This window comes from Pseudomonas sp. UBA1879, from assembly GCF_002338065.1.
Classification (GTDB): Bacteria; Pseudomonadota; Gammaproteobacteria; order Pseudomonadales; family Pseudomonadaceae; genus Aquipseudomonas.
Genome location: NZ_DDHJ01000013.1, coordinates 1 through 22,495, shown reverse-complemented (window position 1 = coordinate 22,495; position 22,495 = coordinate 1). Strand labels below are relative to the sequence as shown.

Genomic DNA, 22,495 nt, shown 5'->3' with positions numbered 1-22,495 from the left:
CGATGCGCATAAAAACAAGAGGTCGTGATGTCCACCCCACCTGCATCCAAGGCGTTGAGCTACCAAACCGGTTTCGGCAATCAATTCAGCAGTGAAGCCATGCCCGGTGGATTGCCGGCAGGCCAGAACTCTCCACAACGACACCCCCTCGGGCTCTACGCTGAACAGTTCTCTGGCACGGCGTTCACTGTCCCCCGCGCGGAGGCCCGTCGTACCTGGCTCTATCGCATTTCGCCGTCTGCCGCGCACCCTCGATTTCAGCGCCTTGAGCGGCAGATCACGGGCGGTGGTCAGTTGGGGCCGATCAACCCCAATCGTCTGCGTTGGAACGCCTTTGACATGCCTACCGAGCCCACCGATTTCATCGACGGGCTTATCGCGTTCGCCTGCACCACCGCCGCCGATCAGGCCGAGGGCGTCAGCGTTTATCTCTATACCGCCAATCAGTCCATGCAGCGGGCATTCTTCAGCGCCGACGGCGAGTGGCTGATCGTGCCGCAGCAAGGCCGTTTGCGCCTGACCACTGAGCTGGGCCTGCTGGACATCGCGCCGCAAGAGATCGCGGTCATTCCCCGGGGCCTGAAATTCAGTGTGCAGCTGCTCGATGGAGAGGCGCGGGGGTACCTCTGTGAGAACCACGGCAGCTCGCTGCGCTTGCCCGACCTTGGGCCGATTGGCAGCAATGGTCTGGCCAACCCTCGGGATTTTCAGGCGCCTGTCGCGCATTTCGAAAACAGTGTGCAGCCCACTGTTCTGGTGCAGAAGTTTCTTGGGGAATTGTGGGAAACCACTCTCGACCACACACCGTTCGACGTGGTGGCGTGGCACGGCAACAATGTGCCGTACAAATATGACCTTCGGCTGTTCAACACGATGGGCACCATCAGTTACGACCACCCGGATCCGTCCATCTTCACGGTGCTGACATCGCCGAGCGCGACTCACGGTCAGGCGAACATCGATTTCGTGATTTTCCCGCCACGCTGGCTGGTGGCCGAAAACACCTTTCGCCCACCGTGGTTCCACCGCAATCTGATGAACGAATTCATGGGCTTGATCGACGGCGCCTACGACGCCAAGGCCGAAGGTTTCATGCCCGGCGGCGTCTCACTGCACAACTGCATGAGCGCCCACGGTCCGGACAATGCCACCGCTGAAAAAGCCATGGCAGCTGACCTCAAGCCGCACAAGGTCGAGCAGACCATGGCCTTCATGTTCGAGACCGCCAAACCGTTGCGCCCCAGCCGTCACGCGCTGGAGTGCCCGCAATTGCAAAGCGACTACGATGCCTGCTGGAGTGGCATCGCTCGAACCTTTACCTCTTTCGAAACGGACCGCCAACGATGAGCACTTTCCATTTCTCGCGCAGTTGGGTGACCTCTGCCAACGATCATCCGGATTTCCCACTGCAGAACCTGCCTCTCGGTGTGTTCAGTCGGGCGGGCGGCGCGCGACGCGGGGGCGTTGCGATTGGCGATCGTATTTTCGACCTGCGTGCCGCGCTCGACGCAGAGCTGTTCAACGGCGCGGCTCGCGAGGCTGCCGAGGCCGCCAGTCTGGGTCAGCTCAACACGTTCTTCGCGCTGGGGGCCGTATCGCGCAAGGCATTGCGAGAGGCGCTGTTCGGCTTGCTGGATGAACACAGCCCGCAGCGCGAGCGTTTGCAAGGGCTCGGCGACGGGCTGCTGGTGCCGATGAACGACGTTCAGATGCACTTGCCTGCCCGGATCGGCGACTACACCGATTTCTACGTCGGCATTCATCACGCGACGAACGTCGGCAAGCTGTTCCGTCCGGACAATCCGCTGCTGCCGAACTACAAATACGTGCCGATCGCTTATCACGGCCGTGCCTCCACAGTGTGCGTATCGGGGACGCCGATCAAGCGGCCGAACGGCCAGACCCTCGCGCCGGGGGCTGAAGCGCCCTCGTTCGGGCCCAGCAAGCGTCTGGACTACGAGCTGGAGCTGGGGGTGTGGATCGGGCAGGGCAACGAGGTCGGAGAGCCGATTGGCATCGCTGCGGCCAGCGAGCATATTGCCGGTTTCTGCCTGCTCAACGACTGGTCGGCGCGGGATCTGCAAGCATGGGAATACCAGCCGCTGGGCCCGTTTCTCTCGAAGAGCTTTGGCACCACTCTCTCTCCGTGGGTGGTGACGGCCGAGGCGCTGGCGCCGTTCCGCACTGCGCAGCCCAAACGCCCTGATGGCGATCCGCAGCCGCTGGAATACCTGTTCGACGCGCAGGACCAACAGCACGGCGCACTGGACCTGGAACTGGAAGTGCTGCTGTTGACGGCGCAGATGAAAAGAGAGGGCCTGCCGCCCCATCGTCTGGCATTGAGCAATACGCTGAACATGTACTGGACCTTCGCGCAGATGGTCGCCCATCACAGCGTCAACGGTTGCCAATTGCAGTCGGGGGACCTGTTCGGCACTGGCACGTTATCAGGGCCAGACGCGGGGCAGTTCGGCAGCCTGCTGGAAATGACCGCAGGCGGCAAACAGCCGGTGCAACTGCCCAACGGCGAAACACGGACATTTCTCGAAGCGGGAGACGAGGTGATCCTTACGGCCCGCTGCCGCAAAGAGGGAGAGGTGAGCATCGGCTTTGGCGAGTGTCGAGGGGTGATCCTGGGGTGATCCTGGGGTGATCGTTGGCATCAGTCTCTGATCCTTGGACGCCGTTGATCACGGAGGGAATGAGCTTGCTCACGAATGCGCCGAGCCTGGCACGGAGAGGGTGACTGACAGGATGCCTTCGCGAGCAAGCTCACTCCTACAGGTTCTGCGTCACTCCTGAAGCTGGTGGATTGTTGAGGCACCTCAATCCATCAAGCCCCCCCGATTTCCGGGCTGGCTAATGACCTGTAGGAGTGAGCTTGCTCGCGAAAGGGCCGTGTCAGTCACCTCAGCAGTGACAGGTCAACTGATATCGCGAGCAAGCTCACTCCTACAGGTTCTGCGTCACTCTTGAAGCTGGTGGATTGTTGAGGCACCTCAATCCATCAAGCCCACCCCGATTTCCGGACCGGGTGATGACCTGTAGGAGTGAGCTTGCTCGCGAATACGCCGGGACGGTCACGGAGAGGGTGACTGACAGGATGCTTTCGTGGGCCAGCTCACTGCCACAGGTGGATGGCGTTGCTGTCTGGGGGGGCGCGAAGGCCGGCTGTGACTGACGCGAAGATCAGGTCTGGGCAAATCCCGCGGCCAACGATCCACTGCGGGGCAAGAACCGTCCCTGCCGCTCACCCTGCGCCTTGCCTTCGGCATAGCTCAGCTGCCCGTTGACCCACACGCCATCGATCCCCTGCGCAGCGCGTTTCGGCGCTTTAAAATCGGCGACGTCGCGCACGGTGTCCGGGTTGAACAGCACCAGATCGGCGCAGTAGCCTTCGCGCACGAAGCCGCGTTCGTGCAGACCGAAGCGGGTGGCGGTCAGGCCAGTCATCTTGTGGATCGCCCGGTGCAGCGGAAACAGGCCGAGATCGCGGCTGAAATGCCCCAGCACCCGGGGGAACGCGCCCCACAGCCGCGGATGGGGAAACGGGTCCTCCGGCAAGCCGTCCGAACCGATCATCGACAGGGGGTGTTTCAGGATGTTTTGCACATCGTTTTCGTCCATCCCGTAGTACACCGCGCCGGCCGGTTGCAGTGCGCATGCAGTGTCCAGCAGAGACAGGCCCCAATCCGCTGCGATGTCCTGCAAATCACGCCCGCTCTGGTCCGGGTGCGGCGTCGACCAAGTGATGGTGATGCGGAAGGCGTCGGTGACCTGCTTGAGGTCCAGCGTCGACGAACTGGCCGCGTAGGGGTAGCAATCACACCCCACAGGATGAGTCAGCGCCGCGTTCTCCAGCGACGCCAACAGCTGTGGACTGCGCCCCCAATTGCCTGCGCCCGCGCACTTGAGGTGGGAAATCACCACCGGCGATCGGGCGTGACGGCCGATGTCGAAGGCTTCGTCCATGGCCTCCAGCACCGGCTCGAATTCGCTGCGCAAGTGAGTCGTGTACACCGCGCCGAACGCGGTCAGTTCTTCGGCGAGTTGCTTGACCTCGTCAGTCTCCGCCGAATAGGCCGAGGCGTAGGCCAGACCCGAAGATAGGCCCAGCGCGCCGTCCTCCAGGCTTTGACGCAACTGCGCGCGCATGGCGCTGATCTCGGCCGGTCGGGCAGTGCGGAACAAGTCGTCCAGATGATTGCTGCGCAGGGCGGTATGGCCAATCAGTGCGGCGACGTTGACCGCCGGGCGCGCCTGGTCCACGGCGTTGCGGTAGTCGCGGAAACGCGGGTAGGCAAAGGCCGAGGCGGGACCCAGCAGGTTCATCGGATCAGGCGGATCGCCCGCGAGCGTGACCGGAGCAGCGCTGATGCCGCAGTTGCCGACGATCACCGTGGTCACGCCCTGGGTGATTTTCGGCAGCATCTCGGGCTGACGAATCACCACGGTGTCGTCGTGGGTGTGCACGTCAATAAAGCCTGGCGCCAGCACGCGACCTGCGGCGTCGATGTCTTCGCTCGCCGACACGCCGCTCAGGTCGCCAATGCGCTGGATGCGCCCGTCGTGCACCGCCACATCGGCGCGGTAGCCCGGCGTATCGCTGCCATCAATCACCAACGCGTCGCGAATGATCAGGTCGTAAAGCATGGTTCAGTCTCCAAGCGGCAGGCCGTCGTCGCCACCGCGGTAATCGTCGAGGGCCAGCTTGATGCGGCGCAGGCGTTCCTGATTGTCATCAGGGGCGGTCAGCGCCAACTCCGTCGCCAGCACGTCGAGGGTCAGCAGCATGCCGTAGCGCGCCGCCGTGGGTTTGTAGATGAAATTGGTTTCGGCGATTTGCAGCGGCAACAGCACGTCGGCCAGCGCCGACAACGGCGAATCGGGGAGGGTGATCGCCAGGATGTTCGCCCCGTAGCTGCGGGCCAGGGTGACGGCCTCCAGCAGTTCCGGCGTGCGTCCGCTCAACGAGCAGACAACCAGACTGTGGTCGGGGCCAAGGGTCGCCGCGATCAACCGCATCATCACCGGGTCGCGGCAAGCGGCGATGGGGTAGCCGAGACGCACCAGGCGGGTCTGCAATTCCTCGCTGCACAGGCTGGAACAGCCGCCCATGCCGAAGCTGTGAATCATGCGTGCCGGGGCGAGCAGGGCGACGGCGGCCTTGAAGCGCGCGTCGTCGAAGCCGGCGAGGTGCTGACGCAGGGTCGATTCGATGTCGCCGACGATCTGGCTGAAAAACGCCGATTGCTCCGGCGCCTGTTCAGGCTTGAGAAAACGGCTGCCGACGCCGCTGGCCTGGGCCAGCTGCAGGCGCAGGTCGCGCAAATCCTTGCAACCCACCGAGCGGGCGAAGCGCGACAGGGTGGCACTGCTGACGTCGGCGCGGGCCGCGAGTTCGTCGAGGCTGGCACTGGCCGAGAACGCCACGTCGCTCAGAATCACCTTCGCGATGCGACCTTCTCCGGCGCTGAATGAGTCCTGCCGGGCGCGGATCTGATAAAGGATGTCCACTCACAGCACCTGCGCCAGGCCAAGGGTGAAGGCGAACGCGATCAGCGAAATCAGCGTCTCCAGCACGGTCCAGGTCTTGAAGGTCTGGGCCACGGTCATGTTGAAGTACTCCTTGATCAGCCAGAATCCGCCGTCGTTGACGTGGGAAAAGATTACCGAACCTGCGCCCGTCGCCAGCACCAGCAGTTCCGGGTGGGGGTAGCCCAGGCCCATCGCCACCGGCGCGACAATGCCTGACGCGGTAGTCATCGCGACCGTCGCCGAACCGGTCGCGATTCGCATCAACGCCGCAAACAGCCAGCCCATCAGCAGCGGCGAGAGATGAAAATCCTGAGCCAGGCTGACGATTTCGTTGGTCACGCCGCTGTCCACCAGGATTCGGTTCAGGCCGCCGCCGGCGCCGACCAGCAGGGTGATGCTCGCGGTCGGTGCCAGGCACTCCTGGGTGAATCTGAGGATGGCATCGCGATTGAAGCCTTGCGCAATACCCAGCGTCCAGAAGCTGAGCAAGGTGGCCAGTAGCAGGGCGATCACCGAGTTGCCGATGAACAGCAAAAAGCTGTTGAACGCGCTGCCCGGCGTCGACAGCAGATTGGCCCAACCGCCCAGCAGCATCAGCAAGACCGGCAGCAGAATGGTCGCCATGGTGATCGCAAAACCGGGCAGCTGTGCGCGCGGCTCGCGGTCCAGAAACTGTTTCGCCAGCGGGTTTTCGTCAGGCAGTTGAATGCGCGGCACGATGAATTTGGCGTAGACCGGACCGGCAATGATGGCAGTGGGGATGCCGATCAAAATGGCGTAGAACAGGGTTTGCCCGACCGACGCCTGATAGGCCTGCACTGCCAGCATCGCGGCAGGGTGAGGCGGCACCAGCGCGTGAACCACTGACAGGCCCGCGACCATTGGCAGGCCGACCATGAGAATCGACACCCCGACCCGGCGCGCCACCGTAAAGGCGATCGGCACCAGCAGGACGAAGCCGACTTCGAAGAACAGTGGCAGACCCACCAGAAAAGCAATGCAGACCATGGCCCAGTGCGCGTTTCGTTCGCCGAAGCGGTCGATCAGCGTGCGCGCCACCTGCTCGGCGCCGCCGGACTCGGCCATCATTTTGCCGAGCATCGTGCCCAGCGCCACGACCAGCGCGATGTGGCCGAGGGTCTTGCCGACCCCGCCTTCATAAGAGGCGACCACCGACGTGGCCGGCATCCCGGCGACCAGCGCCAAGCCCACTGACACCAGCGTGATGACCACGAACGGGTTGAGACGAAAACGGGCAATCAACACGATCAGGGCGATGATCGCCACAGCGGCGTAGATCAACAGGGACAGGCCGGTAGAGGGAGGCATGCAACGGTTCCTTGCAGAGAAAGTGAGGGTGACGCTGACGGCGCGGGGAGGTCAGTCCGACCGCGGTTCAGCAATGGAAACAGTCTCGGCAGTGAATGTTGCGAAGGGTAAAAGGGGTGCAGCATGGGTCGAAAGACGACGATCACAGGCGGGCATTATTGTTATCTCTGGGTTCGTGATGAAAATTAAATTACACGAAACAAGATAAAAATATCAATTTATGAAAGTTAATTTCTTTTCGGACGCTATGTGTTTGTAAAGCGGGCTAAGTGGATACCCTGCGGAACTGCGCTTGCCTACGAAGGCCCAGGTGAATTCAATAAATTTTTGTCGTTCGAGCCGCAGCATTAGGGAGCAAGCTCACTCCCACCGTACTGCGCGGTGTCTGCGCTGTTCCGTTCAAAATGTAAGGCCACTCACCCTGCGCTAAACCGCTCCCGATACGCTTGGGGGGTCACTGACACCGCACGCAAAAAACTGCGGCGCATCGTTTCTTCGGTGCCGAAGCCGCAGCGGTCGGCAATGCGTTTGATCGGCAGAGCGCTGTCGCCGAGCAGGCGGCGTGCAGCTTCGACCCGCAGCTGTTCGATGGCACGTGCCGGGGAGTTACCGGTGTGGGCGCGATAGTGGCGGACGAAGCTGCGTTCGCTCATGCCCACTTGCGCGGCGAGGGTGGCCACGGACAAGTCGCTGGCCAGGTTATCGAGAATCCACGCGTGCAGGTCACCAAATCGGCTGTCCTGACTGCGGGTGGCCTGTTGCATCGACAGCGCGGTACTGAATTGCGATTGCCCCCCCGGTCGCTTGAGGAACACCACCAGGTCCCGGGCCACCGCCAGCGCCACTTTGCGGCCCAGATCCGCCTCGACCATCGCCAGCGCCAGGTCGATGCCCGCCGTCACGCCGGCCGAGGTCCACAGCGCGCCTTCATTAATGAAGATGGGCTCGGGATCGACCTGCAACGCCGGGTAGCGCTGGGCCAATGCTTCGCAGCTGTCCCAGTGCGTGACCACGCGATGCCCGTCCAGCAAACCGGCTTCCGCCAGCAGAAAAGCGCCGGTGCACACTGACGCCACGCGTCGTGCGGTCGCCGCCTGATCGCGCACCCATTGCAGCAACGTCGGGTCCTGCAACGCCGTGTGAACCCCGCGACCGCCCGCGACGATCAACGTGTCGGACGATGTTTCGGGTAATGGCTGCGTGTGCAGGCCCAACCCGGCCCACGACACCACGCTGCCCGCCTGCCTGGCGATGACCACGGGCGCATAGGGCAGGTCAAAACCGTGCTCCACGGCGTGTTCGTTGGCGGAAGCGAACACCTGCAATGGCCCGGACACATCGAGCAGTTGCACGTCGGGGAAGGCAAGAACATGAATAGGTCGGGGCGACAGGGTCATGGCAGCGCTCGGTGTCAGGTTTGGCGGAAAATGTGGGTTTAATGGCGTATCCGCCAAAGCCTATCTGGCTACAGTGAATCCGTCCACGTCACCTCATCAGGAGTACCCTCATGACCTTACATATCGGCTTGCTGGCCTTTCCCAACGTGCAACAACTGGATCTGACCGCGCCTTATGAAGTCTTCGCCAGCATGCCCGGGGTCACCGTGCATCTGGTCTGGAAAACCCTCGATCCGCTGCTGTCCAGCACCGGCCTGAGTCTGATCCCGACCCAGACCTTCGACAGCTGCCCGCCGCTGGACGTGATCTGCATTCCTGGCGGCGTCGGCGTCAACCCGCTGCTGGAAGATGCGGAAACCCTCGCGTTCGTACGTCGCACCGCACAGGCCGCCCGCTATGTGACCTCGGTGTGCACCGGCGCGCTGGTGCTGGGCGCGGCCGGGCTGCTGAATGGCAAGCGAGCCACCACCCACTGGGCGTCCCACGGATTACTGGAAAAATTCGGTGCGATCCCCGTCCACGCGCGGGTGGTCCGCGATGGCAATCTGATGAGTGGCGGCGGGGTGACCGCGGGGATCGACTTTGCGCTGACCCTGATTGCTGAACTCTTCGACGCCGATAAGTCCCAGCTCATTCAGCTACAGCTCGAATACGCTCCGGCGCCGCCGTTCAATGCCGGGCATCCGGACACCGCACCGGCCAACGTGCTGGCCAATGCGATCGAGCAGGCTGCGCCAGGGCTGGAAATCCGTCGGCAGATCATTGAGCGTGTCACGGCAGGGGCGCGTTAAGCGCGAGGGGCAGGTGCCGGTATTTCATACCAGCACAGGAACAGGTCGAGCGCCGACTCCACCACTGACGCCTGTTTCTCGGGCGTCAGCAGCGGTTCGTTGAGGGTGACTTGCGGCCAGAAGGCGAATGCCTTGAGCAGCGCATGAATCTGCGACGCGGCGAACCCCGGCTCGACGGCCTTGAGGCGGCCATCCTGCTGGGCACCGCGCACCCAGACAGTGAAGGTTTCTTCGCGTTCGTTCAGACGATTGACCCAGACTTGCGCCCGCTCCGGAGAGTGAATGGTGGCGCCAATCGCAACGCGGGCCAGGTCAATGAAATTGCTGTCGCCCAGGGTTTTCATTTTGGTGTCGAGCATCTCTCGCAGTTGGTCGCGCAGCGTTGCCTCGGGGCGGTAGATCATCTCGGAGGGCGGGGCGGCACAGCTCCACAGGCGATGAAGCATTTCCGAAAACAGCTCTTCCTTGCTGGGAAAATGGTTATAGACCGTGCGTTTAGAGACCTCGGCCCGTGCGGCGATACGGTCCATGCTGGTGACCTCGAACCCGTTGTCGCGAAATTCGGCGATCGCAGCCAGGACAATGGATTCACGTTTTCGGTCGGTCAGTCTCTGGGGCGCAGTCATGGCATCGCTTCTGGCAGGTGAGGCTGACAGATGACCGTCAGCCAGAAAATTACACCGAACAGTTTACTTCTCTTTGCGCTTCGTGCAAGCTTGAAACTACACTGTGTAGTGTAAAAGCCTGTTACAAACTCTCGCTTATCTCTTCGTGTCTTATGCAACATCCTGCAACGCGTCCGCTGTTGCCGAAACCTCCACCCGTTTCATGGAGTCAGCTTTTCATGGCCTCGATCGAAAAACGCCTCGATACCGCTTCTTCATTGCCGGTCCCTTCACGCGAGGAGGGCCGCTTCCGCAATCACAAGCCGATGCAGCGCTCCGGGTTCTTGAAGACGCTGCGCATTTTCTGGAACGCCATGGTCAACAAGCCTCGTCACACCCGTCCAGTGGGCGAGATACCGGTTCAGCCGCTGTCCCGGCAGCAATTGCTGGCGGCGCCGGACAATACGGTGTACCGCTTGGGGCATTCGACGGTGTTACTCAAGTTGCGCAATCGCTATTTCCTGACTGACCCGGTGTTCGCCGAGCGAGCTTCACCGATCCAATGGGCTGGCCCGCAGCGTTTTCACCAGCCGCCCATCAGCCTAGAGGACCTGCCGCCGCTCAACGCCGTGATTCTCTCGCACAACCATTACGACCACCTCGATCACATGAGCATTCAGGTGCTCAAGGACAAGACCGCGCATTTCATCACGCCGCTGGGCGTGGGGGACACGTTGATCGAGTGGGGCGTGCCCGCTGCAAAGGTGCGTCAACTGAACTGGTGGCAGTCGACGGACATTGCCGGCATTCAGTTCGTGGCCACTCCCGCCCAGCACTTTTCCGGGCGCACCCTGCGCGATGGCAACCAGACACTCTGGTGCTCGTGGGTGATGATCAACGATGAACAGCGGATCTTCTTCAGTGGCGATACCGGTTACCACGACGGCTTCAAGCTGATCGGCGAGCAATACGGCCCGTTCGATCTGACACTGATGGAGACCGGCGCCTATAACGTCGACTGGCCAGATGTGCATATGCAGCCGGAAGAAACGCTCCAGGCGCACCTCGATGTGCGGGGCAAATGGCTGTTGCCGATCCACAACGGCACGTTCGATCTGGCGATGCACGCCTGGCACGAGCCCTTCGACCGGATTCTGGCACTGGCATGGGATCGCAGCGTTTCCATCACTACGCCAGAAATGGGCCAGCCGTTCTACATCGATTATCCGAGCCGTGGGGAAGCATGGTGGTTGAAGGTTGAGAAGCCCGCGGAGGCTGTCACCAAGCGTCATCACCGCCACCGTTGTGACCGGCAGCAGGCCGCGAGCCGTGGGTAGGTGAACCGAATTGGCGAGTGACTGTTCTCCGGGCAGCGAAGGCATTCGCGAAGATGGATCTGGCACCCGGCATGCGTCCGGCGTCAGGCCACGTCGTGAATGAATTCACTGCCACCGGTTCGCCCGCGTGAACCTGCACCTTTGGCCCTCGACCCAAGGCGCTCGCCGCCCTCAGTCACTGGTCAGGGTTTATTCCGGTTACGGTCCGTGTCCTTGTCTTGCTCCTCGGGCTGATCAAGGTGACGGGGCTGCTCGCCTTGTTGATTGGCGTCTTTGTGCTGCTCGCCGACCTTCCCGGCATTTTCAGCGTCATGGTTCAAATCTTCGCGGTTCGATTCTTTAGGCATGGTTGACTCTCCCGTGGGGCATTTGGCGGGCGCCGTCATTCGGCTTCGCTCATCTGTTTGATCAGCATCAGCGCCTCGTCCTTGAATAAAGGTTGTTTCATTCGCTCAGCCAAGAGCGCGACTTCTCGTTCTCGCTCACACGCGACCACCGCAGCGACCGTCCCTTGTTTGCACAGCAATGCCAGGAACGTGAAGCGCTCTGGCTCGCCCAGATAGACAATGTCGTCCCACGTTTCGGCATGGCCGAGATAGTCGAGGCGTTTGCCGAAATGGAACGTCCAGAAATACGGCACGTCGGTGTAGCGTTTGTCTTCGCCAAGCATGTTGCTTGCGGCGATACGCGCCTGTTGTTGCGCCAGGCGCCAGTGCTCGATGCGTTGCGGCTGGCCGTCGATCGGGAAGGTCGCCATGTCGCCTGCCGCCCACACGTCCTTGCCGGCTTTCATCCCGGCGTCCACGGCCAGCGAACCGTCCTCCTGCAACTGCAGACCGTCGATGAACTGGGTCGACGGGGTCACGCCGATGCCGATCAGCGCCAGGTCCACTGGCAGCCGCTCGCCGGTATTCAGCACCGCCGCTTCCAGCTGTCTTTTGCCTTCATGGCCGTCGCCCTCGAAGCGGCTGACGTCCACATGGGTGCGAAACAGCACACCATTTTGTTCATGCAGCGTGCGCAGGGCTTTGCCGATTCGCTCACCCACCTGATCGGCGAACGGCACCTCATGATGCGCCAGTACCGTTACGTTGAGCCCCTGCTTGCGAAGTGCCGACGCCGCTTCCAGCCCGATAAAACTGTCACCGACGATGAGTGCGTGTTTGCCCGGGGAGGCGGCGGCGAGGATTTTCCTGGCATCGTCTCGGGACCGCAGGGTCAGCACTTGGGGCAGGTCGGCGCCGATCAATGGCAGTGCGCGGGGTTCGCCGCCGGTGGTGATGAGCGCCGCGTCGTACTCGAAGCGGCGGCCATCGGCGAGGATCAGCCGCTTGTTGACGACATCCAGTTTCATGACCTCGCCCTGAATTCGCTCGATGTGGTTGTCGTGGTAAAAGGCGTCATCACGGAGGGCCGGGGCTTCGTCGGGCCGCATGTCCGCTGACAGCACGAATTTACTCAGTGCCGTCCGGTCGTAGCCCGGCGCGGCTTCGCGGTCGACCAGCATCAGCCGACCGTTGAAGCCTTTTTCCCGCAACGCACAGGCGGCGGCCGTTCCCGCTGCCCCGGCGCCGATGACCACGAAGCAACGGTCATCGTCCGGTCGGCTGGCGTGCCGGACGGGCAGAGGCTGATCGTCGACGTGGATCTGACCTTCGATGAGCTGCAGCGGGTAACGCGTCAGGCCATTCAGCGCAGGTGGCTCACAGAGATGACCATCTGAAATGGCGAATGCCGCCTTGTGCCACGGGCAGATCAAGTGGCCGTTGCACACCGCGCCATCGGCCAGCGGCGCACCGGCGTGAGGGCACTCGGCCTGATACGCCCGAACTTCATCGCCATGGCGTACCAGCACGACCTTGGTCTCGCCCACGTCAACCTGAATCCCGCGATCTCGACGAAGATCGGCCAGGCCAGCGACTCGATGCATTGCCATGTTCAGTTCCTCCCAGGCTTTTTGTTGGGAGTGATAGGGCCGATCAAGAGTTTCAGATTTTTAAGCGTCGAGTTCCAGGCTGCGAGCTACGAGCCGAAGCGGACCGCAGGCTTTTCAGTTGTAGCTCGCAGCGTGCCACTCGAAGCGGCTTCACCTTTATCGCTCCAAGCCCAGGCGCTCGTGCCAATCGGCAATCGACTCTTTTGGGTACTGCTCGAACTGTTGATCCTTCGGCCCGGCCTGGACTTCCACCCACGACGCCTTGGAGTCCAGCAACAGGTGCGTGTGCTCGGGCGGGATGGGCAGGGGCGTGTCGATCGCCGAGGCGAAGGGGTGAATCAACTCGGGCCACTCCGGGCTAAACAGCCACAACGCGCTGCCACATTGCTTGCAGAAATGCCGTTCGGCGCTGCTGATGTGCACGGGTTTGTCGCCGTCGCGCATTTTCGCGTGGTAGATCGCAATGCTGCTTTTGCCTTTTACCTTCAAGCTTTTGGCATCGCCGCCAAGGTTGATGGCATAGCCGCCTCCGCCCTGGGTCTTGCGACAGATGGAGCAATAGCAGCGTTGATAGGGGTAAGGATGGGGGCTGGTGAGGCTGAACTCCACCGCGCCGCAATGGCAGGAACCTTCAAGGTGCATGACGGGCCTCTGATTTGATTGGGGTCGATTCATAGGTCTAGACCGCTCACCGCCGTGAGGTTCGAAGTTTTTCTCGAAGGTGCGTTCGTTTTTTTCATGAAAGGGCAAGTCAAGAACCCTTGGTCTGGGTCGATAAGCAGTAGTCGTACGATGACTTGCGACCCCTGCCAATCTAATAATGAGCCTACGGTCATGAACCTACGCAATCTCACCATCGCCCGACGTGCGGGCCTCGGATTCACCCTGATTTCCCTGCTGGTCGCGCTATTGGGCGGGTTTGCCTTGAACCAGATGTCTGCCATTCGCCAGAGTGAGGTCGCGGTCGAGAGCAATTGGATGCCGAGCACGCGGCTGGTGAACGAAATTCGCGAAGCGATGCTGCGCATTCGCACAATCTCCTTGCGCATGGCCTTGGACACCGACCCGAAGAACGTCGGCACCTATAAAAGTCAGATGGACGCCCGAATCAAGGTGCTGAACGACAAGCTGTCGAGCCTGGACGCATTCATCGACACCCCCGAAGAGAAAGCCCTGTACGGTAAATTTCGCAGCACTCTGGCCGACTATCAACGCGGTCTGAGCCAGTCCTTCATGCTGGCCGAGAGCGGCGATGCGAAAGCCTTGAACACGCTGCTGCTGGTGGACATGAAAACCGCCGTGGATAACTCCGGCGCGCAGCTGGGCGACCTGACGGATTTTTATGCGCAGCAGATCGAACGGGAAGGGCAGGCGGCCGAATCGCAGTACAGCCAGTCGCGCAGCGTGGTATTGGGGTTTGTGCTGATCGCGGCGCTGGCGACTGTGATCCTGGCCTTGTGGCTGACTCGCAGCATCATTCGGCCGCTGGAGGACGCAGTGGTCGCCGCGGAATTCGTCGCCAAGGGCGATCTGACCCACGACATCCACGTCGAGGGCAAAGATGAGGTCACGCGCCTGCAGACTGCCCTGAAACTGATGCAAAGCAACCTGCGCGGCACCTTGAGCCTGATCGGCAGCTCGGCGGGCCAGCTCGCGTCGGCAGCCACTGAGCTCAATTCGATCACTGAAGACAGTCATCGCGGCCTGCATCAGCAGAACGCTGAAATCGAACAGGCTGCCACCGCCGTCAATGAGATGACCTCCGCCGTCGAGGAAGTCGCACGCAATGCGGTGTCGACGTCCCAAGCGTCCAGCGAGTCCAGTGACGCGGCCCAGGACGGCCAGACGCGGATGGTCGAGACCGTGAATTCGATCGAAAACCTGTCCAGCAACGTGCAACACACCTCGACATTGGTGCAACACCTTGCGGACCAGTCTCAGGACATTGGCAAGGTGCTGGACGTCATTCGCTCGATCGCCGAACAGACCAACTTGCTGGCGCTGAACGCCGCCATCGAAGCGGCCCGCGCCGGTGAGTCGGGACGCGGCTTTGCGGTGGTTGCCGATGAAGTGCGGGCGCTGGCTCATCGCACTCAACAATCGACACTGGAGATCGACAAAATGGTGTCGACCATGCGCGCCGGCTCCAGCGACGCGCTGGCCTCGATGCTGGTGAGCCGCACGCAGGCCACGGAAACCCTGGCGCTCGCCCAGGGCGCGGGGGCCTCGCTGAACCGGATCACCGCGTCGATCAACCAGATTTCCGAGCGCAACCTGGTCATCGCCAGCGCTGCCGAGGAACAGGCTCAAGTGGCGCGGGAAGTCGACCGCAACATCGTCAACATTCGCGATCTGTCGTTGCAGTCGTCGTCCGGTTCGAATCAGATCAGCGCATCGAGCGCCGAGCTGTCGCGCCTGGCAGGGGAGTTGAATCAGGTGGTGACGCGGTTTCGCGTGTGATCCTGTCTGCCAAGGCAAAACCTGTGGGGCTGGCGCCGTCCTGCCGAGCAGATTGCGTTGCCTGTCCGGCTTAAAGGATTCACCTCATTCACTTGCCTGACCCGGCGTTGGCTTGCATGATCTCCCCCGTCTAATAATTCCTGGCGGGCAGAACCTGCCGAGCAGATAGGTGACAAGGCAATGGATGATGTGAATCGCGATTTCAGCAGTTGGTTGCGCGCCCCGGGACACCACGCATGGCTGGCGCAGGAGGGCAAGCGTCTGCTGGCGTTCGCTAAGGCTGCCAGGCTGCCCCAGGGCTTCGGCAATCTGGACGATCAGGGGCGGCTGCCTGCCGATGCGGTCGCTGAAACCATGAACACCGCTCGCATGACCCACAGTTTCGCCCTCGCTCACATCAACGGCATCCCGGGTTACGCCGAGCTGGTGGACCACGGCGTCGCGGCGCTGGCCGGGCCTTTGCGGGATGCCGAGCACGGCGGCTGGTTCGACAAGCCGCTGGATAAAGGCGGCGACACGGGCAAAGCCGCTTACCTGCATGCCTTCGTCGCGCTGGCTGCCTCCTCGGCGGTGGTGGCTCAGCGTCCCGGCGCGAAGGCCTTGCTCGAGCAGGCAATTCAGGTGATTTCCCAGCATTTCTGGAGCGACGAAGAGGGCGCCATGCGCGAATCCTTCGCCCGCGACTGGCGCGATGAAGAAGCCTACCGCGGCGCCAACAGCAACATGCACAGCACGGAGGCCTTTTTGGCGCTGGCCGATGTCACCGGTGATGCGCGCTGGCTGGACCGGGCGCTGAGCATCGTCGAGCGGGTGATTCACCAGCACGCTGCGGCGAATGATCATCAGGTCATCGAGCATTTCACCCTGCAATGGCAGCCGCTGCCGGACTACAACGTCGACAAGCCCGATGACGGCTTCCGCCCGTACGGCACGACGCCGGGGCATGCGTTCGAATGGGCGCGGTTGGTATTGCATCTGGAAGCGGCGCGTCAGGCCGCCAAGCTGGACACTCCGGGCTGGCTGCTGGAAGACGCCCGTCGGCTGTTCGAAAACGCTTGCCGCTACGGCTGGAACGTCGATGGCGCGCCTGGAATCGTTTACACGCTGGATTGGCAAAATCGCCCGGTGGTGCGCCATCGCCTGCACTGGACCCATGCCGAAGCCGCCGCTGCGTCGGCCGCGTTACTCCAGCGCACGGGCGAGCAACCCTACGAGAGGTGGTACCGCACGTTCTGGGAGTTCAACGAGACCCTGTTCATCGACCGAGAGCATGGCAGTTGGCGCCATGAGCTGAACCCGCACAATCAGCCGAGCGCTGACATTTGGCCGGGCAAACCTGACCTGTATCACGCGTATCAGGCGACCCTGCTGCCGGTTCTGCCGCTGGCCCAGAGCCTGGCGACGGCCCTGGAGCGGCTGCAATGATCCGCATCGGCGACTTCATCGAATCCCTCGACACGTCGGCGCTGGCGCGCTGGGCTTCGCTCATGCCGTGGGAATGGGTTACCCGCGCCCCCGAAATCGTCCGCGAATTGCTGATGACGCTGGGCGAAGACTACGAAATCCGCGGCGACATCGCCGTTCACAAAACGGCGGTGATCGAACACGGCGCAGTGCTCAAAGGGCCATTGATCGTTGGTCCTGAGTGCTTCGTGGCCAGCGGCGCTTATCTGCGAGGCGGCTGCTGGGTTGGTGAACGCTGCATTTTCGGCCCCGGCGCCGAGCTGAAAACCTCATTCGTGTTCGGGGGCACCAAGCTCGCGCACTTCAACTTCGTGGGCGATTCGGTGCTGGGCGCAGGGGTGAATCTGGAAGCCGGGAGCATCGTCTGCAATTACCGCAACGAGCGCGACGACAAGGAAGTGCGCGTGCGCATCGACGACCGCTTGCGTGCCACCGGCTGCGACAAATTCGGCGCACTGATCGGTGACCGTAGCCGCGTCGGCGCCAACGCTGTGCTTGCGCCTGGAGCGTTATTGGCCAAAGCCACGATCATTCGGCGGGGCGAAGTGTTTGATGCGGAACAGCAGCGGTGAAAAGCAGCGGTAAGGGGTGAGCTGCAAGCTGCAAGTGGACAGTGGCGCGGTCGGGGTTTCGCCTTTGGCAGAAGCGGATTACGGTGTGCTCCACGCGTCTGATTTTGGCCGAAGGCCGTAGGAGCGTGCTTGCCCGGGAACGCGATGTGCCAAATGGCTGCTAACGTGGCTGACACACCGCGTTCGCGGGCAAGCGCACTCCTGCAGGTGGGCTCTCAGGATGCTGTCTCCCCTCACGCCAACCGCTGGGTCACGCGAATCACTTGCCGCGCGATGTAGGCGCCGGTGACGATCACGCCGAACAGGCGCAGGGTCTGCATGGCCAGAACGAAGCCCACGTCCGAGTGGGTATCGATGGCAATGATGGCCATGGCGTCGAGCCCGCCGGGGCTGGTCGCGAGGTACACCGAGAGGAAGTCCTTGCCCATCATTTCCGCGATAATCCACGCCGAGATCGCGCACAGCAGGATTAACAACAGCGCGCCAAGGATCATCGCCGGCAAACGACGCCAGACATAGGCAATGGTCACCCGATCGAAACGCAGACCGATGTAGCTGCCGATGGCCCCGTAGGCAATCGCCAAAAGCCAGTTCGGCATGGTGATGTGCAGCACGCCGCTCAGCTGCAGCGCGCCGCCCAGCAGCAAGGGGACCAGCAGCGCCCCGGCCGGCACCCGAGCGCCGAGGGTGACGCCGACCACAATGGTCAGCACGGTCAGACCCAGGTTCAGCAGGTTCACCCCTTGCAGCAGGGCCTCGGTGGCATGCGCGTCGGTACCGCCGGCGTCGGCGCCAATCACCCGACTGACCAGCGCGCCGACCATCACCACACACACCACTCGTACGTACTGCATGGTCGCCACGACCCGCGAGTCAGCGCCGTAGTCTTCGGACATGGCCACCATCGCCGAGGCCGCACCCGGTGAGGTACCCCACGCCGCCGTACTGCCCTGAATTCCGCCCCAGCGCGCCAGGCCAATCCCCACGGCTGCGCTCAAGGCAACGGTCAGCAAGGTGGCGAACACCATGACGTGCCACGACTGCATCGCCGTCAACAGCACACCCATAGTCATCGAATGCGCCACCAACAGCCCAACCGAGCCTTGGCCCAGACGAAAGACATGTTTATTGAGGCGAATCGACGCACCGGACACGCCGAAGCCGATCGCCACCAGCATCGGCCCAAGGAACAACGCGGCGGGGACGTGGAAGTAGCGGAAAACTTGACCGGCGCTGCCAGCCAGGAGGATAAGCAACAGCCATTGCGCAAAGGCAGGCAGGGTGGCAAGGGACAACGAGGTGGGGCGCGACAACGAGGATCTCCAGAGCATGGGCCTTATCCTGATGGAATTCGTCCAATGCCCGGCAGTATCGACATCGCCATTGATCAAGTCTATTTTCTAATAATCATGAATCGATAACTTTGGTTGATATATGGACCTGCGGGACCTGACGTATTTCGAGACCATTGCCGAGCTCGGTCACTTGGGGCGCGCCGCTGAAAAACTCAACCGCAGCCAACCTGCGCTGACCAAGAGCATTCAACGCCTGGAAGAGTCGTTCGGCACCAAGCTGTTCCAGCGTGACGGCCGCAGGATCAAGCTCACCCCGGTTGGCGAGCTGTTGCAGGCACGAGGCAAGCTGTTGCAGCAAAGCATCGCCCAGACCCAACGCGAGGTGCGGGATTTCGCCAGCGGCGCTGTGGGAGAGATCCGCTTGGGCTGCGCGGCGACGATGGCCGAATACCTGCTACCCGAACTGACCAACGCGCTGCTCAAACGCGCGCCGGACGTCACCCTGAAGCTGGTGATCGGTCAGGACGACATGCTTCGCGAGCAACTGCGTTCCGGGCATCTGGACATGATCATCTGCGCCCAGCGTAGCGTCGAAGACGAATTCACGGCGTACCCGATCCTGACCGACGAAGCCGTGGTCATTGCCAGTCGCAATCACCCGATCTTCCAGGCGCCGTTCCAGATGAGCGACCTGTGCAGCTACCGCTGGGTGCTGCCGCCGTCGGGTGTATCGTCGCGGATCTGGGTCGATGAAGCCTTCGCCCGTCATCATCTGCCACTGCCCGTGGTGCAGATCGAGGCCAACTCCATTTCCCTGCTGCCAAGGCTGATCGCCCAGACAAGTCTGTTGAGTTTCATCGCCCGCGAAACCCTCGACTATGGCAAGAACATGCAATACCTGCGTGAAGTGCCGCTGGAGGCAACGACCATGACGCGGACCATTTGCGTCATCTTGCGCCGCGAGGGTTACCTCTCGCCCGCGGCCCATGGCATGGTGCAGATGCTGCGCGACGATGGCGGCTCGTTTTTCAGTTGGGTGTAATCCCGAGGCGATCGGGAGTAGCCTTGGATCTCGATGGCAATCACTTTTCTCCAGACCGCAGGAGGCTTCACCCATGCAGGCACAGCTACATGACCACACGCGAATTGCGTTTTTCATGAATGAAGAAGACCCGCATTTCGGCGGTGACCAATCCCCCCTCAACGACGCGGACGCCGATGAAGACAGCGATCCGGAAGGGGATCTGGACCTGGGCGATTTACGGCTGGATGAGTTCGAGGACTCAGACAAACTGGACATCGGGTCGTCGACATTGGGGTGAGTTTCCCTCTATCGGACGGCTTGCCGCTTTCAGCGGTTGATCCTGGCCGGAGGCGTAGGGCCGGCTTTCGCAGGCCTACGCCTTTGGCCGACACGTTGCGATATGTTCTGCCAATGCGTCGACGGCCACTTCCGCCGTCTTGCTGAATCCCGCCCAGGTGCACGCGAGCATCAGGTTCTTCGGCAACTGGAAGTTTTCCACCTGAAATCCCTGCTCGTCAAAACCCTGCGCATCGTGCCCAATCTGCTCGCGCAAGGTCCGGGCGTCCTCGAAATACGCCCAGACCGGCTTGCCCAGCGCCACGGCCATGCCCACTTCGAACGCAGTGCCCGAATCCGGCTCGACGCCTCGAAACGGATTGAGGTTGGCCAGCACGGCGTCGCAGCGTCTGATCATGGCGATGTTGGCGTGGCAGATCAGCGTGGCGGTGTCTTGAGGCGGCAGGCCTTGTTCGACGTCGTTGTCGAACGGATACAACCCTTCGAGCCCTTGAGCCTCACACAGCGTTTTAAGGTAACGCCCATGTTCAATTGCATCGGCGCGGAACACGTCGAAACCGGCCAGATACACCCGTGGTGTGGCAATGGAAGGCATCACAGGCCCCTTTTTTAAAAAAACGATGGCCCCGATTGTAGCGCCGCGCTTCACTGCCGTTGATCAGGCCGCAGCAAATTCCAGCGGGGCAGGGGCTGGAATCTGTACGGATAAACAGTATCCTGACGCCTTTCCGTCAGCCGTTACGTGATCGCGCCGTGAGCCCATCTCCCCTCGACAATCCGTTCTACTACCTGGAGAACTTTCGCCAGGTGCTGAGCTGGATCGGCCAGCGGTACGACGATCTGCTGGACGACGAAGAGCGGCGTTTCATCGACGACTTCGCGCAGCTCCCGCAACCCGCGCAAGCCCTGCTGGTGAGAATGGTCATGCGCAAAGGCGTGCTGTTTCGCGCCAGCAAACTCACTTATGCCGAGATCGGTGATGCGCGCCAGGCCGCTGCGCCCTTGTTAGCGTGTGGCTGGGTGGACGATCAACCTCATCTGGATCTTGCAATGCTGTTCGCCCTGTTGCGCAAGGACGAACTCAGCCAATGTTTCAAAGCCCATAACGTCAAAGCCAGCGAGAAAAAGGCCGATCTGCTGGAGCGTTTGTTGCCGGTTCATGGGCACGTTCAGCCGCTGGATCAGTGGTTTTCCGGCGTCGACGAGGTGATTTTCGCGTTGCAGGTCATGCCGCTGTGCGACCGGTTGCGCTTACTGTACTTCGGCAACCTTTATCAGGAATGGTCCGAATTCGTGCTGGCGGACCTGGGCATTTATCGCTACGAAAAGGTCGAGTTTTCGCTGGAGTCGCGCGGGATCACTCAGCGCGAAGACATCGACATTTGCCTGCATTTGCACAACTGTCGGCAGGCCCTGGACGCCGCCGAGCAGTTGGAAGAACTCGCCACTCAAGCGTTGGCGATTCAGACGAGCAACCCCTGGTTGTCGATGCGCCGGGCCAAGCTGCTGTTCAAGATCGGTCAGCAGGCCGAACGTCAGCAGCAATGGCCGCTGGCGCTGAGCGTCTACGCGCAGGCCAGCTACCCCGGTGCGCGGGTGCGCAGAATTCGCGTGCTGGAACGCAGTGAGCGATACGCCGAGGCCATGGCGTTGTTGCAGCAGGTTCACGCCGCGCCGGAGAACGACGAGGAAACCCAGCATGTCGCGCGGATTCAGCCACGGCTATTGAAAAAGCTGGGGCAGGGTGGGGTGATAAAGCGCAAGACGCGGGCGGTCACGCGGCTGGATCTGAGTGTGATTCCGCTGCCGGACCAGAGCGTCGAGCGGCTGATCCAACAGCACCTGGCCGAAGAAGGCAGCGAAGTGCACTACGTCGAGAACGCGCTGGTCAATTCGCTGTTCGGACTGCTGTGCTGGCCGGCGATCTTCGCGCCGCTTCCGGGGGCGTTCTTTCATCCCTTCCACAGCGCGCCGAGTGATCTGTACAGCCCTGACTTTTATCAGCGCCGGGCGAGCCTGTTCGACGATTGCCTGGCGCAACTGGACGATGAGCGCTACCTGGCCGCCATCCGTACCACGTACGTGAGCAAGTTCGGTCTGCAATCGCCCTTCGTGTTCTGGGGCACCCTGACCCCTGAGCTATTGGAACAGGCGCTGCATTGTTTACCTGCACAGCACCTCACACGCTGGTTCCGCCGATTGCTACAGGACATCAAAGCCAACCGCACGGGCATGCCCGACCTGATCCAGTTCTACCCCGACCAACGCCGTTACCGGATGATCGAGGTAAAAGGACCGGGAGATCGACTGCAAGACAACCAACTGCGCTGGCTGGACTTCTGCGCCGAGCATGAAATGCCGGTGGTGGTGTGCTATGTGCAGTGGGCCGAAGCGGTAGAGTGTCAGGCGGGTATGGGCTGACAGACGTCGCGCTTCGCGGCCGTCGTGCC

General features: G+C 61.9%; 20 protein-coding genes and 1 pseudogene. 11 read left to right on the top strand and 10 right to left on the bottom strand.

Features of this window, described 5'->3' with window-relative positions; all coding sequences use genetic code 11:
- Positions 1–27: 27 nt before the first annotated feature.
- Positions 28–1,347: a homogentisate 1,2-dioxygenase gene (gene hmgA / locus B3N48_RS12055; protein ID WP_296183894.1), complete on the top strand. Its 1,320-nt coding sequence runs from the start codon at positions 28–30 to the stop codon at positions 1,345–1,347.
- Complete coding sequence (gene fahA / locus B3N48_RS12050) at positions 1,344–2,642, top strand: fumarylacetoacetase (protein WP_296183893.1); 1,299 nt, start codon at positions 1,344–1,346, stop codon at positions 2,640–2,642. The genes hmgA and fahA overlap by 4 nt, the downstream gene beginning before the upstream one ends.
- 547 nt (positions 2,643–3,189) lie before the next feature.
- Here the strand turns inward: fahA and B3N48_RS12045 are convergent.
- From B3N48_RS12045 to B3N48_RS12030, 4 genes are all read right to left on the bottom strand, one after another.
- Positions 3,190–4,653: an N-acyl-D-amino-acid deacylase family protein gene (locus B3N48_RS12045; protein ID WP_296183892.1), complete on the bottom strand. Its 1,464-nt coding sequence runs from the start codon at positions 4,651–4,653 to the stop codon at positions 3,190–3,192.
- Between the two features lie 3 nt (positions 4,654–4,656).
- Entirely contained in the window at positions 4,657–5,517 is an 861-nt protein-coding gene (locus B3N48_RS12040) for a MurR/RpiR family transcriptional regulator (protein ID WP_296183891.1), read from the bottom strand.
- Positions 5,518–6,867 (bottom strand): gluconate:H+ symporter, encoded by a 1,350-nt coding sequence (locus tag B3N48_RS12035; protein WP_296183888.1) that lies wholly within the window; start codon positions 6,865–6,867, stop codon positions 5,518–5,520.
- Positions 6,868–7,283: 416 nt separating this feature from the next.
- Positions 7,284–8,264 carry a GlxA family transcriptional regulator gene (locus tag B3N48_RS12030; RefSeq protein WP_296183886.1) on the bottom strand — a complete coding sequence of 327 codons (981 nt, stop codon included), beginning with the start codon at positions 8,262–8,264 and terminating at the stop codon, positions 7,284–7,286.
- A 110-nt stretch (positions 8,265–8,374) separates the two neighbouring features.
- Here B3N48_RS12030 and B3N48_RS12025 point away from each other — a divergent pair, with 110 nt between their 5' ends.
- Positions 8,375–9,055 carry a DJ-1/PfpI family protein gene (locus B3N48_RS12025; protein ID WP_296183885.1) on the top strand — a complete coding sequence of 227 codons (681 nt, stop codon included), beginning with the start codon at positions 8,375–8,377 and terminating at the stop codon, positions 9,053–9,055.
- On the opposite strand, the gene B3N48_RS12020 is transcribed toward B3N48_RS12025, so the two are convergent.
- Positions 9,052–9,681, bottom strand: a complete 630-nt coding sequence (locus tag B3N48_RS12020) for a TetR/AcrR family transcriptional regulator (protein WP_296183883.1) — start codon at positions 9,679–9,681, stop codon at positions 9,052–9,054. The genes B3N48_RS12025 and B3N48_RS12020 overlap by 4 nt on opposite strands.
- Before the next feature lie 218 nt (positions 9,682–9,899).
- Here B3N48_RS12020 and B3N48_RS12015 point away from each other — a divergent pair, with 218 nt between their 5' ends.
- Positions 9,900–10,997 carry an MBL fold metallo-hydrolase gene (locus B3N48_RS12015; protein WP_296183881.1) on the top strand — a complete coding sequence of 366 codons (1,098 nt, stop codon included), beginning with the start codon at positions 9,900–9,902 and terminating at the stop codon, positions 10,995–10,997.
- 182 nt (positions 10,998–11,179) lie between these two features.
- On the opposite strand, the gene B3N48_RS12010 is transcribed toward B3N48_RS12015, so the two are convergent.
- From B3N48_RS12010 to B3N48_RS12000, 3 genes are all read right to left on the bottom strand, one after another.
- Complete coding sequence (locus tag B3N48_RS12010; RefSeq protein ID WP_296183880.1) at positions 11,180–11,344, bottom strand: hypothetical protein; 165 nt, start codon at positions 11,342–11,344, stop codon at positions 11,180–11,182.
- Between the two features lie 35 nt (positions 11,345–11,379).
- Positions 11,380–12,933, bottom strand: coding sequence for an FAD-dependent oxidoreductase (locus B3N48_RS12005; protein WP_296183878.1), 1,554 nt, complete (start codon positions 12,931–12,933; stop codon positions 11,380–11,382).
- Between the two features lie 156 nt (positions 12,934–13,089).
- A complete protein-coding gene (locus tag B3N48_RS12000) occupies positions 13,090–13,575 on the bottom strand; it encodes a GFA family protein (RefSeq protein WP_296183877.1) in 486 nt (161 codons plus the stop codon).
- Positions 13,576–13,671: 96 nt separating this feature from the next.
- Here B3N48_RS12000 and B3N48_RS26880 point away from each other — a divergent pair.
- The 4 genes and pseudogenes from B3N48_RS26880 to B3N48_RS11985 form a co-directional block, all read left to right on the top strand.
- Positions 13,672–14,535: pseudogene (locus B3N48_RS26880) on the top strand (MCP four helix bundle domain-containing protein); the annotation flags it as partial.
- Positions 14,530–15,393: a methyl-accepting chemotaxis protein gene (locus B3N48_RS26875; protein WP_414704231.1), complete on the top strand. Its 864-nt coding sequence runs from the start codon at positions 14,530–14,532 to the stop codon at positions 15,391–15,393. The pseudogene B3N48_RS26880 and the gene B3N48_RS26875, both read left to right, overlap by 6 nt.
- Positions 15,394–15,573: 180 nt before the next feature.
- Positions 15,574–16,818 (top strand): AGE family epimerase/isomerase, encoded by a 1,245-nt coding sequence (locus B3N48_RS11990; RefSeq protein ID WP_296183875.1) that lies wholly within the window; start codon positions 15,574–15,576, stop codon positions 16,816–16,818.
- Entirely contained in the window at positions 16,815–17,429 is a 615-nt protein-coding gene (locus B3N48_RS11985; protein WP_296183874.1) for an LpxA family transferase, read from the top strand. Before B3N48_RS11990 ends, B3N48_RS11985 begins: the two co-directional genes overlap by 4 nt.
- A 233-nt stretch (positions 17,430–17,662) precedes the next feature.
- Here B3N48_RS11985 and B3N48_RS11980 read toward each other — a convergent pair whose 3' ends face one another.
- Positions 17,663–18,742 (bottom strand): AbrB family transcriptional regulator, encoded by a 1,080-nt coding sequence (locus B3N48_RS11980; protein ID WP_296184470.1) that lies wholly within the window; start codon positions 18,740–18,742, stop codon positions 17,663–17,665.
- Positions 18,743–18,863: 121 nt separating this feature from the next.
- Here B3N48_RS11980 and B3N48_RS11975 point away from each other — a divergent pair, with 121 nt between their 5' ends.
- Both B3N48_RS11975 and B3N48_RS11970 read left to right on the top strand, forming a co-directional pair.
- A complete protein-coding gene (locus B3N48_RS11975; protein WP_296183872.1) occupies positions 18,864–19,766 on the top strand; it encodes a LysR family transcriptional regulator in 903 nt (300 codons plus the stop codon).
- Positions 19,767–19,839: 73 nt separating this feature from the next.
- Entirely contained in the window at positions 19,840–20,046 is a 207-nt protein-coding gene (locus B3N48_RS11970; protein WP_296183870.1) for a hypothetical protein, read from the top strand.
- A gap of 75 nt (positions 20,047–20,121) precedes the next feature.
- Here B3N48_RS11970 and B3N48_RS11965 read toward each other — a convergent pair whose 3' ends face one another.
- Complete coding sequence (locus tag B3N48_RS11965; protein WP_296184469.1) at positions 20,122–20,631, bottom strand: nucleoside 2-deoxyribosyltransferase; 510 nt, start codon at positions 20,629–20,631, stop codon at positions 20,122–20,124.
- Between the two features lie 167 nt (positions 20,632–20,798).
- Between B3N48_RS11965 and B3N48_RS11960 the strand changes: the two genes are divergently transcribed.
- Positions 20,799–22,466: a VRR-NUC domain-containing protein gene (locus B3N48_RS11960; RefSeq protein ID WP_296183869.1), complete on the top strand. Its 1,668-nt coding sequence runs from the start codon at positions 20,799–20,801 to the stop codon at positions 22,464–22,466.
- Positions 22,467–22,495 lie beyond the last annotated feature (29 nt).

Excerpts from the sequence above, each read along its gene's own strand:
- hmgA (WP_296183894.1), top strand. The coding sequence starts at position 28 with ATGTCCACCCCACCTGCATCCAAGGCGTTGAGCTACCAAACCGGTTTC.
- fahA (WP_296183893.1), top strand. The coding sequence starts at position 1,344 with ATGAGCACTTTCCATTTCTCGCGCAGTTGGGTGACCTCTGCCAACGAT.
- B3N48_RS12045 (WP_296183892.1), bottom strand. The coding sequence starts at position 4,653 with ATGCTTTACGACCTGATCATTCGCGACGCGTTGGTGATTGATGGCAGC.
- B3N48_RS12035 (WP_296183888.1), bottom strand. The coding sequence starts at position 6,867 with ATGCCTCCCTCTACCGGCCTGTCCCTGTTGATCTACGCCGCTGTGGCG.
- B3N48_RS12030 (WP_296183886.1), bottom strand. The coding sequence starts at position 8,264 with ATGACCCTGTCGCCCCGACCTATTCATGTTCTTGCCTTCCCCGACGTG.
- B3N48_RS12025 (WP_296183885.1), top strand. The coding sequence starts at position 8,375 with ATGACCTTACATATCGGCTTGCTGGCCTTTCCCAACGTGCAACAACTG.
- B3N48_RS12020 (WP_296183883.1), bottom strand. The coding sequence starts at position 9,681 with ATGACTGCGCCCCAGAGACTGACCGACCGAAAACGTGAATCCATTGTC.
- B3N48_RS12015 (WP_296183881.1), top strand. The coding sequence starts at position 9,900 with ATGGCCTCGATCGAAAAACGCCTCGATACCGCTTCTTCATTGCCGGTC.
- B3N48_RS12010 (WP_296183880.1), bottom strand. The coding sequence starts at position 11,344 with ATGCCTAAAGAATCGAACCGCGAAGATTTGAACCATGACGCTGAAAAT.
- B3N48_RS12005 (WP_296183878.1), bottom strand. The coding sequence starts at position 12,933 with ATGGCAATGCATCGAGTCGCTGGCCTGGCCGATCTTCGTCGAGATCGC.
- B3N48_RS12000 (WP_296183877.1), bottom strand. The coding sequence starts at position 13,575 with ATGCACCTTGAAGGTTCCTGCCATTGCGGCGCGGTGGAGTTCAGCCTC.
- B3N48_RS26875 (WP_414704231.1), top strand. The coding sequence starts at position 14,530 with ATGCAAAGCAACCTGCGCGGCACCTTGAGCCTGATCGGCAGCTCGGCG.
- B3N48_RS11990 (WP_296183875.1), top strand. The coding sequence starts at position 15,574 with ATGGATGATGTGAATCGCGATTTCAGCAGTTGGTTGCGCGCCCCGGGA.
- B3N48_RS11985 (WP_296183874.1), top strand. The coding sequence starts at position 16,815 with ATGATCCGCATCGGCGACTTCATCGAATCCCTCGACACGTCGGCGCTG.
- B3N48_RS11975 (WP_296183872.1), top strand. The coding sequence starts at position 18,864 with ATGGACCTGCGGGACCTGACGTATTTCGAGACCATTGCCGAGCTCGGT.
- B3N48_RS11970 (WP_296183870.1), top strand. The coding sequence starts at position 19,840 with ATGCAGGCACAGCTACATGACCACACGCGAATTGCGTTTTTCATGAAT.